Here is an 18,017-nt window from a genome sequence, read left to right as displayed (position 1 = left end):
GAGCCGATATGCATCAGGTCCGCCGTCGAAAACGACCAAACCGCCCGCATATCCCTTCATCATCATCAATGTCAAAGAGCAATGAAGACAAAAAGGAACGATCCGCTAGACCAACTAGCGTAACCGTCCGCTAAGCCTTCAAGAATTTTATCAGGCGACTTTCACCGCCATCTCCGAACCGCCATCCAGCGTCGCCGCCGTTCGTCGTCTCGGTGGAGTGTGTTCTAGGAGCAGTTGACGCCGGCTGCAAGCGGATTTTTTGGGCTAGGTGAAGATTTTATGTCAGGGCCAAGGATTCCTGGACTTTTTGTTTGCCCGGCAGCCCGCCATCGCCATGCTTGCTGTCCGCGACTTCGCGGGCGGCGGCAGACCGGGGCGACTCGGGTGACCTATCCTGAGTCGGGCATCCCGACACGATTGACGGTGGTCGGCCACAAGGTGCGGTGGCCTGCGGCGCTTTCCGATCCCGCGGCCTTGCCGGTCCGGTCACGGGTTGGCGAAATCCCCCGCCCCTCTCTTGACCACACCGCGGGCTTGACCCTTTATCGGTCGGATCTGCGGGCCCGGCCCGCCTTTCCTGCCGCCCTCCGCGGCAGGGCCGCGACAGAGGATACGACGATGCAGAACCGACCGGCCGAGCCTGCGCCGCAGCGCACCGGCTCCAACGCCTCCAAGTCCACGCTCGGTCCGGATCTGAAGATCGTGGGCGACATCACCTCGGCGGGCAGCATCGAGGTGATGGGCGAGATCGAGGGCACGATCACCTCGCGCGATCTGACGATCGGCCCCGAGGGTCGCGCCAGCGGCACCTTCAGCGCCGAGAATATCGAGGTCCGCGGTCGGCTTGACGGGCGGGTGTCGTGTTCCTCGCTGGTGGTGCGTTCGGCCGCGCGGGTCACATCGGACGTGACCTACCGCGCGCTGGTGATCGAAAACGGCGCCTCGGTCGAGGGCCGCTTCAAGCTGACCAAGGGCTGACCTTACCGGGCGGGCGGCATCGAATAGGTCAGACCCGCCCGCGCCACCACCTCGTCCGCGCCCTCGGCGCGGATCAGCACGTCGCCCACCGCCAGCACGCGCCCCAGCTTCAACAGCCGCGCCGTGCCGATCAGGTCGCGGCCCGCCTGCGGCTTGCGCAGGAAATCCATCGAGATATTCGTGGTGACCGCCAGCGCCACCGGGCCGATCCGCGCCAGGATCGCCAGATACATCGCCACATCCGCCAGCGCGAACATCGACGGCCCCGAAACGGTGCCCCCCGGGCGCAGGTGCTGCGGCCCGACCTTCAGCCGCATCACCAGCTCATCCCCCGACGAGACCACCGCGAAATCCCCCGCCACCTCGGGGAATTCGCGGACCAGAAACGCCGCCAGTTCCGCCACGTTCATCCCGTGAGCCATGCTTTCCTCGTTCTCTTTGGCGGATTAGGCTGAAGCGAAAGGGGAGGAGACACAAGATGACCGAGATCCTGCTGCGCGAGGACCGAGGCGCCGTTGCCACGCTGACACTCAACCGGCCCGAGGCGCTGAATGCGCTGTCGGATGCCATGCTTGCCGCGCTAGGGGATGCCTTCGCGCGGCTGGCCGAGGATCGCACGGTGCGGGTGGTGATCCTGAAAGGGGCTGGCAAGGCATTCTGCGCCGGCCACGACCTGCGAGAGATGCAGGCCGCCCGCCAGTCCGAGGATCACGGCGCGGCCGCTTTTGCCGACCTTTTCGCGCGGTGTGCGGCGGTGATGCAGGCGATCCCTGCCCTGCCGCAGCCGGTGATCGCGGAAGTTCACGGCATCGCCACGGCGGCAGGCTGCCAGCTTGTCGCCTCGTGCGACATGGCGGTGGCGGCCGAGGGCACGCGTTTTGGCGTGAACGGGGTGAACATCGGCCTGTTCTGCTCGACCCCGATGGTGGCGCTGACCCGTGTGGTGCCACGCAAGGTGGCGTTCGAGATGCTGACCACGGGAGAGTTCATCGACGCCGCCCGTGCGCGCGAGGTCGGGCTTGTCAACCGCATCGTGCCGGCGGCGGATCTGTCTGCGGAAACCTTCCGGCTGGCCTCGACCGTGGCCGGGAAGCTGTCCACGGCAGTTCGGATCGGCAAGCGGGCGTTCTATGATCAGATCGGGCTTGGCCTTGGGGCCGCCTATGTCCAGACCGGCGCGGTGATGGCCGACAACATGCTGCTGCGCGACACGAACGAAGGCATCTGCGCCTTTCTGGAAAAACGCGCCCCGGACTGGCAGGCCTAGGCCGCGGCGAAACACGGGCCGGGCAATGGCTTGCCCGGCCAAGGCGGTCTTACTTGGCGGCGGCCAGTTCGGCCTGTGCGCGGCGGGCGCGCGACTCTTCAAGCTGCCGTTCGGTTTGCCGGATGTTGATATAGGCGAAGGCGAGGACGAAACCGATGGTGCCGAACGTCAGGAGAAAATCCATCACGAGATATTCCATCATGGGTCAGTTCCCTTTCCTTGCTGGGGTATCGTGCGAAGGTTACGCAGCCGGATGGACACCGGATCACCCCGCCTGCGCGAAAATGTCGCGCAGCTTCCGCGCGAACCCGGGGCCACCCCAGCAATGCATTGAATTTGAACGCCTTTCAGGCGAAACAGCCGCCAGGATCACACATTCGTGATCGACATCATCCGATCAGAACGATCACCAGCAGCAGAAATCCCAGCATCCCCACCGCACCCGCCTGTGCAAACAGCAGGCTGACAAGGAACAGCCCGCCCAGAACGGCCAGCACCACCGCCGCCTGATCGCGCGGCGACAGCGCCAGAATCCGCGCCTCGATCAGCTTCGGGTCGCGCCAGCGCAAGACACCCGCAAGGATGCCCAGGGCCACGGTCCGCGCCGGCAGCCACAGTGCGCGAAGGATCTGGTTCCGGTCCGGTCCCATGCAGGCGCCCCATGCAGCGATGGCTTCGGCGCCCGCCTTACAGACGGTAAAGCGCGCCGAACTTGGTTTCGAGATAGTCAAGCAGCGGCCCTTCGGACGGCTCGAACCCACAGGCGCGGGTGACGGTTTCATGCGGGGTGAAAAGCCCGCCGTGGCGCTGAAGGTTCTCGCGCAGCCAGCCCGTCGCCCCCGAGGTGTCACCCCGCGCCAACTGATCGTCCAGATCCGGCACAGCCTCGCGGATCGCCTGCATCAGACAGCCGGCATAGATATTGCCCAGCGCATAGGTCGGGAAATAGCCGAACAGCCCCACCGACCAGTGCACATCCTGAAGCATCCCGTGCGAGGGCCGGTCCACCGCCACGCCGAAATCCTCAAGGAAGCGGGTGTTCCAGGCTTCTTCCAGATCCTCGGGTTCCAGCGTGCCGCGGATCAGGCCACGCTCCAGATCGAAGCGCATCATGATGTGCAGGTTGTAATGCACCTCGTCGGCCTCGGTGCGGATATAGCCCGACTGCACCCGGTTGGCGGTGGCATAGAACGCCTCGGCATCGGCCACGCCGAAATCGCCGAAGCGTTCCGTCATCCGGCCGAAAAGCCAGCCTGTGAAGGCCCGCGAGCGGCCGATCTGGTTTTCGTAGATCCGGCTTTGGCTTTCGTGAACCCCCATCGAGGCGCCGGCGCCCAGCGGGGTCAGCGCATAGTCGGGATCGATGCCCAGTTCATAGCAGGCGTGGCCGACCTCGTGGATGGTGGAATAGAAGCAGTTGAAGGGATCGGTTTCGACCACTCGGGTGGTGATGCGCACATCGCAGCCCGACCCCGACGAGAACGGATGCACCGCCATGTCCATCCGCCCCCGCGACCAGTCATAGCCGAAGGTGGCGGCCAGATCGCGCGCCATGCGGACCTGCGCCTCAAGCCCGAAATGGCCCGACAAGGGCGGTGGCTGGAACGCGGCGCCCAGCACCGCCTCGCGCAGGGCGACAAGACGCGGGCGCATCCGGTCGAACAAGGCCGAGACCGCGGCCGCCGTCACCCCCGGTTCGTAATCGTCGATCAGCGCGTCATAGCGGTCGCGCCCCGCGGCCAGCGCCGCCGCCTCTTCCCGCTTCAGGCGGACCACTTCGGACAGGGTCGGCAGGAACATCGACACATCGTCGGCCGCCCGCGCCTCGGCCCAGATGCCCTGCGCCGCCGAGGTCACCCGCGCGATTTCCTGCGCCAGCCGCGACGGCACCTTGGTCGCCCGGTCATGCATCCGCCGGATCAGCCGAAGCTGCGAGGCGGCCTCGTCATCCTCGGGCATCGCCAGTTCCAGCCATTCCGCCAGCCGCGGATCGCTGCGTCGGCCATGCAGCACGCCTTCCAGCGCGGCCATTTCCTCGGCGCGCTGCGCGGTGGCGCCGCGGGGCATCACCGTTTCCTGATCCCACGACAGCCGGCCCATGACCTGCGCAAGGGCTTCGGTCTGGCGCTGGAACTCCATCAGTTCGGTGTAGGCTGTGTCGACGCTCATAGCGTTCCCTTCCGGATCGAGCCCACGCGGGGATATTGCGCAAGGTGCCGCGCGTGAAGGATCAGCACCCAGATCACCACCGCACCCACCTGATGGGCAATGGCAACCTGCCATTCCGCGGCCGAAAGCACGGCGCCGACGCCTAGACCGGCTTGCGCCAGCAGCGCCAGCGCCAGAAGGTCAAAGGCGCCGCGCGTCACGCGATGCCTGGAACGGCGGCCGGCAATCCAGGCGACAAGGCCCAGCAGAACCAGCGCATAGCCCGCCATCCGATGCGCGAACTGGACCAGCGCGGAATTTTCCAGCAGACCCAGCCACCAGTCGGGTTCGCGAAGCTGATCCGCACCCGGCACGGGCGGCAGGTCGGCGGGCAGGAAGGTGCCGTTCATGTCGGGCCATGTGGGAAAACCACGGCCCGCATCGATGCCCGCGACCAGCGCCCCCAGCAGGATCTGAAGGAAGGCCACCGCGACAAGCGCCGTGGTCAGACCGAAAAGGCGCCCCTCGCGCTGACGGCGGGCCTGCAACAGCTCGGCTTCGGACCGGCCAAGGGCCAGCGCCTGCCAGGCGATCAGGCCAAGGATGGCAAAGGCAAGGCCAAGATGGACCGCAAGCCGGTAGCTGGCGACATCCACCCGATCATAGACCAGCCCCGAGGACACCATCCACCAGCCAACCGCCCCCTGCGCGCCCCCCAGAACGCCCAGGGCCAGCAGCCGCGGCCACCAGCCGCGCGGGATCTTGCGCGCGATCAGGAAGCCAAGGAAGCCCACCGCCCAGACAAGGCCCACAACCCGGCCAAGCTGCCGGTGCCCCCATTCCCACCAGTAAAGGCGCTGGAACTGGGCCAGACTCATGCCTTCGTTTTGCAGGCGGTATTCGGGCGTTGCCTGATAGCGGGCAAATTCGGCCTGCCAGTCGGCGCTATCCAGCGGCGGCAGCGCGCCGGTCACCGGGCGCCATTCGGGAATGGCAAGGCCGGAATCGGTCAGCCGCGTCAGACCGCCCACGACGATCATCGCCATGACCAGGACGAAAAGAGCCATAAGCCACAGCCGGATGCCCCTGCGGGCTCCGCCGTGACCGCGGTCGATGCTGCCGCCCTGCGGGACCGGCGACTTCGCCCCCTGCCCCACTTCCTCGAAGATGCTGCGTTTTTTCATTGCCATCGGGCTCTCCCGTTCCGCGGGCGAGACTAGGGCCGCAGGGTGGCCGCTTCAAGGGCCAGCAGGGTGGCGCAGGGACGCGGGATCAGCCCGCGGCGGGCCGGTCGTCAAAGATCAGGATATCGACGCCGCCCGTGGCGAACCGGCCCACATCCTCGACCGCGGCTTGCCCTTCGGGGCTGGCCAGCGCCGCGGTCACCGCCGCCACATCGTCAAAGTCCAGGATCGCGACCAGATGACAAGAGGCCACCGCGCCATCGGGACCGACGACCGGGCCGTGACTGATGCGGTAGCCGCGCAGGCCGGGCAGTTTCTGCGCCAAAGCGATATGGATGTCGGAATAGTGGCGGTCAAACGCCGCCGCATCCACGGGCGTGCGATACATCACAAGCAATCTGGCCATGGTCCCCTCCGCAATCTGGCCGGGCGACTGTCGCACGAATCCGCGCGCCCGGGCCTCATCCAAAGGTCGGACCGGCTATTGCTTCAGCTTCCAGGCGATCTGGCGCAGCATCCCGTGCAGGGTCTGCACGTCCGCCCGCGTCAGCGGCAGCCGCGCCCACATGTTGCGCAGGTTCAGCTTCATCCCCGCCGCCTTTTCGGCCGGGAAGAAGAAGCCCGCCGCCGACAGCTTTTCCTCGAAATGGTCGCCCAGCTTTTCGACCTCAAGCGCGGTTGCGAAATCGATCCGGGCCATGTCCATCACCTCGGGCGGGGTGGCATCGGTCTGGCGGCGCCATTCATAGGCCGTCAGCAACACGCATTGCGCAAGATTGAGCGAGAAGAACTCGGGGTTGACCGGCACGGTCACGATGGCATTGGCCAGCGCCACATCCTCGTTTTCCAGCCCGGTGCGTTCCGGGCCGAACAGGATGCCGACGCGCCGTCCCTCGGCCGAAAGCGCGCGGGCGTGCTGCATCGCGCGTTCCGGCGTCATCACCGGCTTGGTCAACTCGCGGCCGCGGGCGGTGGTGGCAAAGACATAATCGCAATCGCGGATCGCCTCGGCGACGGTGCCAAACAGCCCCGCATGATCCAGCACCCGCCCCGCCCCGGACGCCATCGCCACCGCCTTGGGGTTGGGCCAGCCGTCGCGCGGATCGACAATCCGCATCCGGCCCAGCCCGAAATTCAGCATCGCCCGCGCGGCGGCGCCGATGTTCTCGCCCATCTGCGGGCGCACAAGGATGATGGCAGGTTCGGGTGTCATGGCGGTCCTTCGGTTCCGGGCCGTTCCCTAGGCGAGAAGCCCCCTGCGGCGCAATGGCATTTCCAACCCCGGCAGGCTGGGCTATAGCCTGCCCCGATCCGTAGGAGGTTCCCATGGCCGAAGTCGACCGCCCGCAGCTTTACCTTGTCACGCCGCCCGAATTCGATCTTGGGACATTCCCCGACCGGCTGGCGCGGGTGCTGGATGCGGCCGAGGTCGCCTGCCTGCGCCTTGCCGTGGCCGGCCGGGACGAAGACCGCATCGCCCGCAGCGCCGACGCCCTGCGCGAGCTGGCCCACGCCCGCGACGTGGCGCTGGTGATCGAAAACCATGTGCTGATGGTGGAACGGCTGGGCCTTGACGGGGTGCATCTGACCGATGGCGCGCGGCTGGTGCGCAAGCTGCGCAAGGATCTGGGGCCGGACGCGATCATCGGCGCCTACTGCGGCCAGACCCGGCACGAAGGCATCAACGCCGCCGAAGCCGGCGCCGATTACATAGCCTTCGGCCCGGTGGGCGAGACCGCGCTTGGCGACGGCAGCCGCGCCGGGGCCGAACTGTTTTCGTGGTGGTCCGAGATGATCGAGGTGCCGGTGGTGGCCGAAGGCGCGCTGACCGCCGAAAAGGTGGCCGAACTGGCCGCTCTCACCGATTTCTTCGCCGTGGGCGAGGAAATCTGGCGCGAGGACGACCCCGTGGCCGCGTTGAAGGCGCTTCTGGCGCCGCTGGGCTGATCGCTTTCGCCTGAAGACATGCAAGGCGCGGCGCATCGCGTGCCGCGCCTAGACCGGAAAGGCCGACCGAACCTGCGCCTCGCACCGGGCGGCCAGCCCTTTCCTGCCGTGAAAACCATCGGCGGGAACCGGGGGATGAAAGGTCACCTCGACCCGGCCGTGACGCGGTGCGGCCAGCAGCGTCAGAAGATGACTGCCGAAATCCATGTCGCCCCACCAGCCATAGAACCGCGGGTCTTCGCCTTCGGGCGCCACATAGCGCAGGGTGACCGGCTGAATATGCAGCACATGTTCCAGCCCATGGCCGAAAAAGGCCGCAAACAGCGTGGATTTGAACGGCAGAATGCGCAGGGTGTCGGTGCTGGTGCCCTCGGGGAAGAACAGCAGACGGTGGCCCGCACGCAGCCGTTCCTCGAACAGGCGCTGCTGCACCTTGGCCTCTGATCCCTTGCGGTTGATGAAGACGGTTCCCGTCGCCCGTGCCAGCCAGCCGATACCGGGCCAGCCCGCCACCTCGGACTTCGAGACGAAATAGATCCGCTGGCTTGCGTTCAACGTGAAGATGTCCAGCCACGAGGCATGGTTGGCCACCACCGCGCCGGGAACCTGCATCGGACGGCCGCGCGTCCGGTAGCCCAGCCCCAGAATCGCCACCGAAAGACGGCAGACGCCCTGCGTGATCCATGGCGTCACCGGCCGCCGCACACCGCAAAGCGGCGCCTCGATCAGCCGCAGCGCCAGCAGCAGCAGCAGCCCGCCATAGATCACTGCTCCCATCGCCCCGCCGCGCAGCAGCACGCGCAGCCAGCCGGCCCAGCCGATGTGAACCGGCGCCATCCGCTCGGCCCGCCAGTCGGTCATTCCGCGGCGGCCCTCCGGCGGGTGTAAAGGTCGCGATGCTTGGCCGACATCCGGGCGGTATCCATCACCAGAAACACGTCGGTGGTGTTGAAGGCCTGGTCGACCCATGCGCCTTCGCCCACAAAACCACCCAGCCGCAGATAGGCCTTGATCAGGGGCGGCATCGCCAGCATTGCGGCACGCCGGTCAATGCGTGCGGCCTCGATCAGATCCATCGCCATGCCGCAGTCGGGGTTGACCCGAACCCGCAACTCCTCGGGGGCAAGATGGTGGTGATGCAGCCACGACAACGGCTCGGCCAGTGCCGCCACATCGGTGCCGTGAAAGCTTGCCACGCCGAACAGCAGCTCGGCCCCGCGGTCCAGCACATAATCGGCAAGCCCGCCCCACAGCAGGAACATCGCCGGCCCGCCGCGATAGTCCGCATCGACGCAGGACCGGCCAAGCTCCAGCAACCGCCGCCCCGATCGCCGCAACGGCCCAAGGTCATATTCGCCCTCGGTGTAGAACCGCCCGCAGGCGTCCGCGCGATCGCCGGGCAGCAGGCGATACACCCCCACCACATCGTCCAGCGCCGCGGCATCGCGGCGGCGGTCGATCAGCAGCAGATGATCGCAATGCGCATCGAAGGCGTCACATTCCAGCCGGGCGGCGTGATCGACCAGATCGCCAGAGCCGCCCAGTTCCTCGACAAAGACACGATAGCGCAGGCGCTGCGCGGCCTTCAGGTCGCGCTCGGACGCTGCAAGACGCAGCACCAGATGCGGGTCGTCGGCTATCATTCCTGCCTCCTCGCCTGCCCCGGAAGGCGTGGCGGTGTCATAGAAAATGCCCCCCGCGAATGCAACCGCCGCAAAGCACGGTGGCATCGGCGCAACATTGGACAACCCTGAGACGACCTGTAATCAATTGCCGATTGTATACAGCACGGAAACGGCTACTCATTCGGATGTATCGAATACCCATCAAGTATCCTTCGAAGCTCCACCTTGCGACCATCAATGACCACCTTGCCCGCATGTTCAAAGTTCACGGTGATGCGCCCCGCGATATGCGATTGGACCTGCCCGGTCCCCCAGTCCGGACGATCCGGATGGCGGACCAGCATGCCCGGTTCGAGTAGACTGTTCATGTTTCTTCCTTCCGCCTTCCGTGGAGCCTGCGAATGACCGAGAAGACCGACCTGACCGCCCTTCTGGGCTCTCGTATCTGCCACGACCTTATCAGTCCGATAGGGGCGATCGGCAACGGGGTCGAACTTCTGATGATGGACGGATCGATCCGCGGCCCCGAGATGACGCTGATTTCGGAAAGCGTCGCCAATGCCAATGCCCGCATCCGGTTTTTCCGGGTGGCCTTCGGGGCCTCGATGGCCGAGCAGCGCATCGGCCGGCCCGAGATCCTGTCGATCCTGACCGATCTGACCCGCGGCGGGCGGCTTCAGATCGACTGGCAAGGCCCGACCGACCTGCCCCGGCGCGAGGTGAAGGCGGCGTTCCTGCTGATCCTGTGCCTTGAGACCGCCATGGCCTATGGCGGCAAGATCCGGGTCGAGCGGAACGACGCACGATGGACGATGACGGGGCAAGCAAACAAGATGAAGGTCGATGCCGACCTGTGGGAATCGCTGTCCAATCCGATGGCACAGGTGGAAATGTCGGCCTCGCGGGTGCATTTCGCGCTGATCCCCGACGAGATGTCCCGCCAGAACCGCCGCCTGACCGCCGACATCCGCGAGACCGAGATCCGGTTGACGTTCTAGCGATCCGATAGCTTTGGCAACAAAGTCGCCCCTGAAAATCCGCGCGATGACCGGCTGATCCTGCGCACCGCAAAAAGACGGGATGGCCGCAACAGAACCCACCCCTGCGGACCGGGGCGACCCCGAAGCGCCAAAGCGCCCCGGGGCCTGCCGGATCAGAACTTGTAGATCATCCCCAGACGGGCCGACCCAAAGGTGAAATCACCCGAAACACCATCGGTGGTGAAATCGGGGCTGCCGAGGTCGACATACAGAACCTCACCCTTCACGGCCCAGCGGTCGCTCAACTCGTGCCGGATGCCCGCGCCGACCGTCCAGCCAAGCCGGCGTTCGTCGAACCCGCATTCCGTGGCGCCACAGGCCCCCAGATCGGCGCTGCCCTCGATATCGGCAAAAACGACGCCGGCGGTCAGATAGGGCATGGTCGCGCCTTGTGGCGCCCCCACCACCAGACGCGCGGCGCTCATCCAGTTCACATCCGCCGTGCAGCCCTCCTCGCCCGTCAGGCAGGGCGTGGTCCCGCCGAACTCGCGATCCGACGACATGTCGCCCGCAGTCAGGTCGGCCTCGAACCCGAACGACAGATTGCCGCGGCGGGCAAACTCGCGACCGAAGCCCACCGTTCCGGCAAAGCCCGAAATGCTGATGTCGGTGACGTTGTCCGTATCGCTGCCGTTGTAGGTGTATTCCGGCCCAGAAAAGGTCTTGCCGATCGCGCCGAACGCATACCATCCCGGCAGACTTGACGCTGCGGCCGCGGGCTCGGGTTCAAGGATCGGCTCGTTCAACGATCCTGCCATGGCCGGGGCGGCCAGCAGGGACGCGACGATAGCGAAACTAACACTTTCATGACGACACCTTCATAAGACATGTCGGCAAGTATAAACGATTATCCGTCCGCTCAGCGGTCATGCCATCGAAAAATCCATGCTGTTGCAACGATGCACGCGGCCCGGCTTGGCGGACCGCGTCAAAGCCGATCACGGCTTGCCCCCGACCTGCGTCGCCGGCGTCAGGCCCGGATCGTCCCGTCCCCTTCGACCAGATACTTGAAGCTGGTCAACTGCTCGGCCCCGACCGGGCCGCGGGCGTGCATCTTGCCGGTGGCGATGCCGATCTCGGCGCCCATGCCGAACTCGCCGCCGTCGGCGAACTGGGTCGAGGCGTTGCGCATCAGGATCGCGCTGTCGAGCTGCCGGAAGAACCGATCCGCCACGGCGTCGTTCTCGGTCAGGATCGATTCGGTATGGCTTGACCCGAAACGGCGGATATGGGCGATCGCCCCGTCCACCCCATCGACCAGCTTCGCGGCAATGATCATGTCCAGAAACTCGTGCCCGAAATCGTCGGGCCGGGCCGGCACCGTGCCGGGGATCTGCGCCAGTTCACCCTCGGCCCGGACCTCGACGCCGGCGGCCAGCAGATCGGTCACCAGCACCGCCCCGTGTCTGGCGAAAAAGGCGCGGTCGATCAGCAGACATTCCGCCGCGCCGCAGATCCCGGTGCGGCGGGTCTTGGCGTTCAGCACCACGCGGCGGGCCTTTTCCAGATCCGCGTCGCCATCGGCATAGACATGGCAGATCCCTTCCAGATGCGCGAACACCGGCACCCGTGCTTCGGACTGCACCAGACCCACCAGCCCCTTGCCGCCGCGGGGCACGATCACGTCGATGAACTCGACCATGCGCAGCATCTCGGCCACGGCGGCGCGGTCGCGGGTCGGAACGCGCTGGATCGCATCCTGGGGCAGGCCCGCGGCACGCAGACCGTCTTGCAGGCAGGCATGGATGGCGCCCGAGGAATGGAAACTTTCCGATCCGCCGCGCAGGATCACCGCATTGCCCGATTTCAGGCACAGCGCGCCGGCATCGGCGGTCACGTTGGGGCGGCTTTCGTAGATCACGCCCACCACACCCAGGGGCGTGCGCACCCGGCGGATATGCAGCCCCGAGGGCCGATCCCATTCGGCGATCACCTCGCCCACGGGATCTTTCTGCGCCGCGACCGAGCGCAGGCCCTCGACCATGGCGGCGATCCGGCCGTCGTCCAGCTTCAGCCGGTCCATCATCGCAGGGCTGAGTCCCTTGGCCGCGCCATAGGCCAGATCTTCGGCATTGGCGGCAAGGATGGCCGGCCGGCTGTCCATCAACGCCTCGGCGGCGGCGAACAGCGCCTCTTGCTTGCGGGCCGGATCGGTGCAGGACAACTCGACCGCCGCGGCCCGCGCGCGTTCGCCGATCTGCCGCATCAAGCCCTTCACATCGCCCTCGCCCATCTGCCTCTTGCCTTTCTTCAGATCACCATGTCGTCGCGGTGGATCAGTGCCGCCCGCCCCGGATAGCCAAGGATGCCCTCGATCTCGGCCGAGCGGTGGCCGGCGATCTGAACCGCCTCGACCGCCGTGTAACGGCTGAGCCCCTTGCCCAGAACCTCGCCCATCGGGCCGGCGATCTCGACCGGATCGCCACGGCCAAAGTTGCCCTCGATCCCCACGACGCCCGCGGGCAGCAACGACTTGCCGGCCTTCAGCGCCACGACCGCGCCGGCATCCACCTTCAGCGTGCCGCGCGGCTTCATCGCGTTGATCCAGCGTTTGCGCGCCGCCTGCGGATCGCCCTGGGCCACGAACCACGTCCGCGCCGCGCCCTGTTCCAGCGCCTTCAGCGGCCGCAGAACCGAACCTTCCATGATCGCCATGGCACAGCCGCCCGCCACCGCGGTCTTGGCGGCCATGATCTTGGTCTTCATCCCGCCCTTGGACAGCCCCGAGATCGGATCGCCGGCCATCGCCTCAAGCTCCGGCGTGATCGTCTCGACCAGATCGAACCGCTGGGCGGTGGGGTCTTCCTTGGGGTTGGCGGAATAAAAGCCGTCCACATCCGACAGCAGCACCAGCTGATCCGCCCCCACCGTCACCGCGATCTGCGCCGCCAGCCGGTCGTTGTCGCCATAGCGGATCTCGTCGGTGGCCACGGTGTCGTTTTCGTTCACGATCGGCACCGCGCCCAGACCCAGCAAGGTCTCCATCGTGGCGCGGGAATTCAGATAGCGGCGGCGATCCTCGGTATCTTCCAGCGTCACCAGAACCTGCGCGGTGGTGATGCCGTGGGGGGCGAGCACTTCCTCATAGGCGCGGGCCAGCCGGATCTGGCCCACCGCCGCCGCCGCCTGACTTTGTTCCAGCGCCAGCGCCCCGGGTGCAAGGCCCAGCACCCGCCGCCCCAGCGCGATCGACCCCGAGGACACCAGAATGACCTGCGTGCCGCGGGTCCGCGCCTCGGCCACATCCAGCGCCAGCGCCGACAGCCACTGCCGGCGCAGCCCGTCGCGATCGACCAGCAACGCCGAGCCGATCTTGACGACCAGCCGCTTCGCCTGCCGGATATCGGGCGCCTGCAAAGGCATCAGGGGTGCCACGGCGCCTGTTCCTCTTGTCCGTCGCCGCGCGCGGCCTCGATCTCGGCCCAAAGGGCGCGCAGAACCTCGTTCAGGCTGGTGCCCGCAACGCCGGAAATGGTGTAAACCTTGCCGCCGGTGGCCTTTTCCAGTGCCCGGCGCCGGTCCGAGACCTGTTTGGGGTCCATCGCGTCGATCTTGTTCATCGCGGTGATGCGCGGCTTGTCGGCCAGCGCGCCGCCATAGGCATCAAGTTCGTGGATGATGGTGCGGTAATCCTTGGTGATCGTCGACGAGGTGCCGTCGATCAGATGCAAGAGCACCGAACAGCGTTCGACATGGGCCAGAAACTGGTCGCCCAGCCCCCGCCCCTCGGAGGCGCCTTCGATCAGGCCGGGGATGTCGGCCATCACGAATTCCTTGCCGTCGATCCCGACAACGCCAAGGTTCGGCACCAGCGTGGTAAAGGGATAATCCGCGATCTTCGGCCGCGCGTTCGAGGTGGCGGCCAGAAAGGTCGATTTCCCCGCATTGGGCAGGCCCAGAAGGCCCGCATCCGCAATCAGCTTCAACCGCAGCCAGATCGTGCGGTCGATGCCGGGCTGGCCCGGATTGGCCCGCGCCGGCGCCCGGTTGGTCGAGGATTTGAACCGCAGGTTGCCCCAGCCGCCATTGCCGCCCTGCGCCAGCAACACGCGCTGGCCGACCGTCGTCAGGTCGGCGATCACGGTTTCCTCATCCTCGTCCAGAATTTCGGTGCCCACCGGCACCTTCAGCACGATGTCGTCGCCGGTCTTGCCGGTGCGCTGGCTGCCCATGCCGGGCTGGCCGGACTTCGCGAAGAAATGCTGCTGATAGCGGAAGTCGATCAGCGTGTTCAGCCCGTCGACCGCCTCGGCCCAGACCGAGCCGCCATTGCCGCCGTCGCCGCCATCGGGGCCGCCGAATTCGATGAACTTTTCGCGCCGGAAGCTGACGCAGCCCCCACCGCCGCCGCCCGAACGAATATAGACTTTGCAGAGGTCAAGGAATTTCATGGGCGCGGCTTTCCGGTTGGTCGCCTCAGGCGATAAAGAGAAACGGGCCGAGGCTCAAGCCTCGGCCGCCAGAATGGCCCCACACCGCGCGTCGGTCACATCCGGCGCAGATAGGTCCAGGTGGGCACCCGTGCATTGCGCGCAACCGAGAACGCCTCGGCATCGCCGATATATTCGAAGCCGCAGTTGGTCAGCACCCGCGCCGATTGCGGATTGTCCTGAAACACCGCGGCAAAGATGGTGCGAGAACCCTGCGGGTTGGCCTCGATCAGCGCCCGCACCGCTTCCGAGGCAAAGCCCGCGTTCCAGAACGCCGGCGCCACCCAATAGGCGATCTCGGACTGGTCCCGATCCAGCTTCTTCAACGAGATCACGCCCAGAATCTCGGACAGGCCCGAAGCCGAGCCATCCATCACCCAGACATCTTCGGTCCGCTGGTCCGACATGGCGCGGGCCACGAACGCCTCGGCCGCGCCGGGGGGCAGCGGATGGGGAATGCCGCGCGTGCCTTCGGCCACCCGACGGTCGCCCGCATACATGGCAAACAGCCCCGCATCGGACTTCTGCACCGGCCGCAGCATAAGGCGCCCGCCATGCGGATGCGCACCGGCCAGGGTCTCGGTCGTCGGGATCACGTCAAGCGTCACGGCTTCCTCCTGATGAAGCGGCCTGAACCGAAGGGATGCCTTCGGAACCGTTTTCTATGTCTGGTGCGGAACCGGGAAAAGGAAGGGGGACCGGCTTTCCAGCCGATCCCCCGCACCAGTTTGACCTGTGAAGGTTCGGCTTACTCTGCGGCCTCCGCGACCGGACGCACAGAGATGAAGGTGCGGCCCTTGAGGCCCTTCTTGAACTCGACGCGGCCTTCGACCACGGCAAAGATCGTGTGATCACGGCCCATGTCGACGCCCGAGCCCGGGAACCAGGTGGTGCCGCGCTGACGCACGATGATATTGCCCGGAATGGCGGCCTGGCCACCATACAGCTTCACGCCGAGACGACGGCCAGCCGAGTCGCGGCCGTTGCGGGACGAACCGCCTGCCTTCTTGTGTGCCATGGATTGTTACTCCTTCGCGCTGGCGTTGTGGGCGGCACGGCGCGCATCGGCGGTGCCGGTGGCAGCGGCCACACCCGACTGCTCGCCGCCCGAGGCCAGAACGTCCGTCACACGCAGAAGCGTGAGCTGCTGACGATGGCCCTTGGTGCGCTGCGACGAATGCTTCCGGCGGCGCTTGACGTAGTGGATGGTCTTTTCGCCCTTGATCTGGGCGATCACCTCGGCCTGAACCGCGGCGCCGGCCACGAAGGGCGCGCCGACGGTCACGGACTCGCCGCCGACCATCAGGATATCGTTGAACTGGATCTTCTGGCCGGCTTCCGCCGCCAGTTTCTCGACGCGCAGCACGTCGCCGGCTTGCACCTTGTACTGCTTGCCGCCTGTCTTGAGGACCGCGAACATGGGTCTTTCCTTCTTGCTCCGCGTCCTTCGGCCCCGGTGCGACCCGGCGTTTGATGCCTTCGGACAGCGCACCCCGCAAAGGGTGTCATTGATGGTTTCGCCCGCCAGACGCCGACGAATAGAGAAACCCGGCAAGACTGGTCCAGCCGGGATGCGCGCTTATCCGGGATCGGCGCGTCTTAGTCAAGCTTTTCGATGTCAGATGTCCTCGCCCTGCATCTGGCGCGCGGCGGCCCGCCCCAGATCGCGCGAGATCGCGGAAAACACGGTGTCGAAGGCGGCAAAAGTGGCCGCGTTCAGCCGCCTGCCCTCGGCCGAGCGCGAAAAGGCGATGTAGTCGCGCAGATCGTCATCCGACAGCGGACCATAGGCCAGCGCCAGATAGGGGTAAAGCCATTCTTCGGTTTCGCGCCGAACCTCGGGTTCTTGCGTCCAGACATCGGCCAGCATCTGCTCTTCGCTCATCGGCTCATCGAAGGCCGCGCCCTCGATCATGCCGCGGTAAAAGGCCAGATTCGCGTTCAGCGCGCCCGCCACGTTCAACTCGATCAGGTCATTCGCTTCGGCAAAGTCGCGCAGCAGGCCAAGGCGCGGATCGTCGTTGGCGGTCATGTCCTCGACAACGACCTTGGCGGCTTCTTCGGTCGACTCGTCCAGCAGCGCACGTCGGGCCTCGATCTCAAGGCCAAGGATGCGCTGGCCGCGCTCGCTGCCGAAGAAATCAAGGATGCCGCCGATCACCGAAGGATCGGCCGCCACCTCGCGTTCCAGCGCGGCGTCGAACCGTTTGCGCATGGTGTCCGTGTCGTAGATCAGCCCGACAACCGCCTGCCAGCGCGCCCCGCCGCGGCCGGGAAACAGCTCGTCCTCAAGGCTTGCGCCGTATTCCAGCCCCTCTTCGCGCATGACCTCGACGACCTCGGCGATACGCAGCGCCTCGCCCAGGGCGGCCACCTGCACCGCCGGAGCGACAACCTGCGAATCGCCCCTGTCCTTGGCTGGCGGCGCCTCGGCCATCAAGGGCGCTGCCCCCCCCGCAAGAAGGGCTGCGAACGCAAGGCGACGAAGCGACGGGGGGACGGACATGAAAGCCTCTGACGCAAGCGGTTCTGCCAATAGCTAGTCGCTTGCCCGCCCCTTGCCAAGGGACGAGGCAACCCCGCGCCGCACCGCTGCGTGATCATGCCGTCGATTTGTCGCTTGCAACCGACGCCATGCTCCGCTAAACGCCGACGCCACGAAGACCCCTGACGCGGAGAGGTGGCAGAGTGGTCGAATGCGGCGGTCTCGAAAACCGTTGTCGGTGTGAGCCGACCCAGGGTTCGAATCCCTGTCTCTCCGCCACTTCAAGGGCTTAAGCGCTTGTTCCTCAACGGAAAGCCAAAAGTCCTTCCCCCTTTTCTTCCCCCAACGCGCGCCGGACGTTACCGGCTTTCAGGCGACAAGATGGGCCGGGGGCGCCTTCATCTTCACGTGAATGGCAATCGGAACCGGCGGGGAAAACGAAACGCTCGCTTCCACAATTCGAGGCATGGGAAAGCGCCTCTGTTCTGGATGGGCGAAAACCCGGCCATTGAGCGCGGTCCCGTGCGCCTTGGGCCAAAGCGGGAAGCCCCCCCCAGCCATCAGGTTCTTCCCGGCCTTGCACGCCAAGGGTAGTTCGCGCCCCGACATGCGCCTAGCGGCAGGGCGCGCAACGGGGGCTATACCGGTGGGCGTCCAAAGTAGCAGGCTTGCGAAGTCGGATACCGGCGCCCCCCTTCGTTCTCACCGCGAACGACAGGCAAGGGGCGCTAGGGGTGCGGCCCATCAGTTGCGCCCCCATCGCTGGGCTCTGTTGCACAAATCACGTGAGGGATTCATCTGGTGTTATCCGGCGTGGTAGCAGGGCCGCATGAGCAGACCGACCCCCCCGAGCTACAAGACCAGGAACTGGCCGGCCTATAACGAAGCGCTGAAGCGCCGTGGCTCGCTGACG

Annotated in this window: 22 protein-coding genes and 1 tRNA gene; 5 read left to right on the top strand and 18 right to left on the bottom strand. The window is 66.3% G+C overall.

From position 1 onward, the window contains the following. Window positions 1–618: 618 nt before the first annotated feature. Window positions 619–978, top strand: a complete 360-nt coding sequence (locus CRO07_RS17660; protein WP_097031949.1) for a bactofilin family protein — start codon at window positions 619–621, stop codon at window positions 976–978. Between the two features lie 2 nt (window positions 979–980). Here the strand turns inward: CRO07_RS17660 and CRO07_RS17655 are convergent, their stop codons facing one another. Next, entirely contained in the window at window positions 981–1,400 is a 420-nt protein-coding gene (locus tag CRO07_RS17655) for a PaaI family thioesterase (protein WP_097031946.1), read from the bottom strand. 56 nt (window positions 1,401–1,456) lie between these two features. Here CRO07_RS17655 and CRO07_RS17650 point away from each other — a divergent pair, with 56 nt between their 5' ends. Further along, entirely contained in the window at window positions 1,457–2,245 is a 789-nt protein-coding gene (locus CRO07_RS17650; RefSeq protein ID WP_097031945.1) for an enoyl-CoA hydratase, read from the top strand. A 49-nt stretch (window positions 2,246–2,294) separates the two neighbouring features. Here CRO07_RS17650 and CRO07_RS19395 read toward each other — a convergent pair whose 3' ends face one another. The 6 genes from CRO07_RS19395 to CRO07_RS17620 form a co-directional block, all read right to left on the bottom strand. Then, a complete protein-coding gene (locus CRO07_RS19395; protein ID WP_268876274.1) occupies window positions 2,295–2,429 on the bottom strand; it encodes a hypothetical protein in 135 nt (44 codons plus the stop codon). Between the two features lie 205 nt (window positions 2,430–2,634). Continuing rightward, window positions 2,635–2,895, bottom strand: coding sequence for a hypothetical protein (locus CRO07_RS17640; protein WP_097031944.1), 261 nt, complete (start codon window positions 2,893–2,895; stop codon window positions 2,635–2,637). Window positions 2,896–2,932: 37 nt separating this feature from the next. Further along, entirely contained in the window at window positions 2,933–4,414 is a 1,482-nt protein-coding gene (locus tag CRO07_RS17635) for a carboxypeptidase M32 (protein WP_097031943.1), read from the bottom strand. Continuing rightward, window positions 4,411–5,583, bottom strand: a complete 1,173-nt coding sequence (gene ctaA / locus CRO07_RS17630; RefSeq protein ID WP_097031942.1) for a heme A synthase — start codon at window positions 5,581–5,583, stop codon at window positions 4,411–4,413. The genes CRO07_RS17635 and ctaA overlap by 4 nt, the downstream gene beginning before the upstream one ends. Window positions 5,584–5,665: 82 nt before the next feature. Further along, window positions 5,666–5,983, bottom strand: a complete 318-nt coding sequence (locus tag CRO07_RS17625) for an EthD family reductase (RefSeq protein WP_097031947.1) — start codon at window positions 5,981–5,983, stop codon at window positions 5,666–5,668. Between the two features lie 75 nt (window positions 5,984–6,058). Next, window positions 6,059–6,790, bottom strand: coding sequence for an RNA methyltransferase (locus CRO07_RS17620; RefSeq protein ID WP_097031941.1), 732 nt, complete (start codon window positions 6,788–6,790; stop codon window positions 6,059–6,061). Between the two features lie 113 nt (window positions 6,791–6,903). Between CRO07_RS17620 and CRO07_RS17615 the strand changes: the two genes are divergently transcribed. Then, entirely contained in the window at window positions 6,904–7,524 is a 621-nt protein-coding gene (locus CRO07_RS17615; protein ID WP_097031940.1) for a thiamine phosphate synthase, read from the top strand. A 48-nt stretch (window positions 7,525–7,572) separates the two neighbouring features. Here the strand turns inward: CRO07_RS17615 and CRO07_RS17610 are convergent, their stop codons facing one another. The 3 genes from CRO07_RS17610 to CRO07_RS17600 form a co-directional block, all read right to left on the bottom strand. Next, entirely contained in the window at window positions 7,573–8,385 is an 813-nt protein-coding gene (locus CRO07_RS17610) for a lysophospholipid acyltransferase family protein (protein ID WP_097031939.1), read from the bottom strand. Next, window positions 8,382–9,167 (bottom strand): GNAT family N-acetyltransferase, encoded by a 786-nt coding sequence (locus tag CRO07_RS17605; protein WP_097031938.1) that lies wholly within the window; start codon window positions 9,165–9,167, stop codon window positions 8,382–8,384. Before CRO07_RS17605 ends, CRO07_RS17610 begins: the two co-directional genes overlap by 4 nt. A 155-nt stretch (window positions 9,168–9,322) precedes the next feature. Further along, complete coding sequence (locus tag CRO07_RS17600; protein WP_097031937.1) at window positions 9,323–9,517, bottom strand: DUF3553 domain-containing protein; 195 nt, start codon at window positions 9,515–9,517, stop codon at window positions 9,323–9,325. Between the two features lie 33 nt (window positions 9,518–9,550). Between CRO07_RS17600 and CRO07_RS17595 the strand changes: the two genes are divergently transcribed. Further along, a complete protein-coding gene (locus CRO07_RS17595; protein WP_097031936.1) occupies window positions 9,551–10,147 on the top strand; it encodes a histidine phosphotransferase family protein in 597 nt (198 codons plus the stop codon). A gap of 155 nt (window positions 10,148–10,302) precedes the next feature. On the opposite strand, the gene CRO07_RS17590 is transcribed toward CRO07_RS17595, so the two are convergent. The 8 genes from CRO07_RS17590 to CRO07_RS17555 form a co-directional block, all read right to left on the bottom strand. Further along, entirely contained in the window at window positions 10,303–10,947 is a 645-nt protein-coding gene (locus tag CRO07_RS17590) for an outer membrane protein (protein ID WP_097031935.1), read from the bottom strand. A gap of 212 nt (window positions 10,948–11,159) precedes the next feature. Next, entirely contained in the window at window positions 11,160–12,422 is a 1,263-nt protein-coding gene (locus CRO07_RS17585) for a glutamate-5-semialdehyde dehydrogenase (RefSeq protein ID WP_097031934.1), read from the bottom strand. Between the two features lie 17 nt (window positions 12,423–12,439). After that, window positions 12,440–13,552 (bottom strand): glutamate 5-kinase, encoded by a 1,113-nt coding sequence (gene proB, locus CRO07_RS17580; RefSeq protein WP_097031933.1) that lies wholly within the window; start codon window positions 13,550–13,552, stop codon window positions 12,440–12,442. Then, a complete protein-coding gene (gene obgE / locus CRO07_RS17575; protein WP_097031932.1) occupies window positions 13,552–14,580 on the bottom strand; it encodes a GTPase ObgE in 1,029 nt (342 codons plus the stop codon). Before obgE ends, proB begins: the two co-directional genes overlap by 1 nt. A 95-nt stretch (window positions 14,581–14,675) precedes the next feature. Next, window positions 14,676–15,227: a GNAT family N-acetyltransferase gene (locus CRO07_RS17570; RefSeq protein ID WP_097031931.1), complete on the bottom strand. Its 552-nt coding sequence runs from the start codon at window positions 15,225–15,227 to the stop codon at window positions 14,676–14,678. Between the two features lie 140 nt (window positions 15,228–15,367). After that, window positions 15,368–15,637 (bottom strand): 50S ribosomal protein L27, encoded by a 270-nt coding sequence (rpmA, locus tag CRO07_RS17565; RefSeq protein WP_097031930.1) that lies wholly within the window; start codon window positions 15,635–15,637, stop codon window positions 15,368–15,370. Between the two features lie 6 nt (window positions 15,638–15,643). Continuing rightward, window positions 15,644–16,039 (bottom strand): 50S ribosomal protein L21, encoded by a 396-nt coding sequence (rplU, locus tag CRO07_RS17560; protein ID WP_097031929.1) that lies wholly within the window; start codon window positions 16,037–16,039, stop codon window positions 15,644–15,646. A 198-nt stretch (window positions 16,040–16,237) separates the two neighbouring features. Continuing rightward, on the bottom strand, window positions 16,238–17,125 hold the full coding sequence (locus tag CRO07_RS17555; RefSeq protein WP_097031928.1) for a DUF2059 domain-containing protein: 888 nt from the start codon (window positions 17,123–17,125) through the stop codon (window positions 16,238–16,240). 168 nt (window positions 17,126–17,293) lie between these two features. On the opposite strand from CRO07_RS17555, the gene CRO07_RS17550 reads away from it, so the two are divergent. After that, window positions 17,294–17,383: transfer RNA gene (locus CRO07_RS17550), tRNA-Ser, on the top strand. The last annotated feature ends 634 nt before the right edge of the window (window positions 17,384–18,017 follow it).

The organism is Cereibacter ovatus (assembly GCF_900207575.1).
In the GTDB taxonomy this organism is placed as follows: domain Bacteria; phylum Pseudomonadota; class Alphaproteobacteria; order Rhodobacterales; family Rhodobacteraceae; genus Cereibacter_A; species Cereibacter_A ovatus.
The sequence above is the reverse complement of the archived record's forward strand: the minus strand, read 5'-3'. Positions and strand labels throughout refer to the sequence as shown.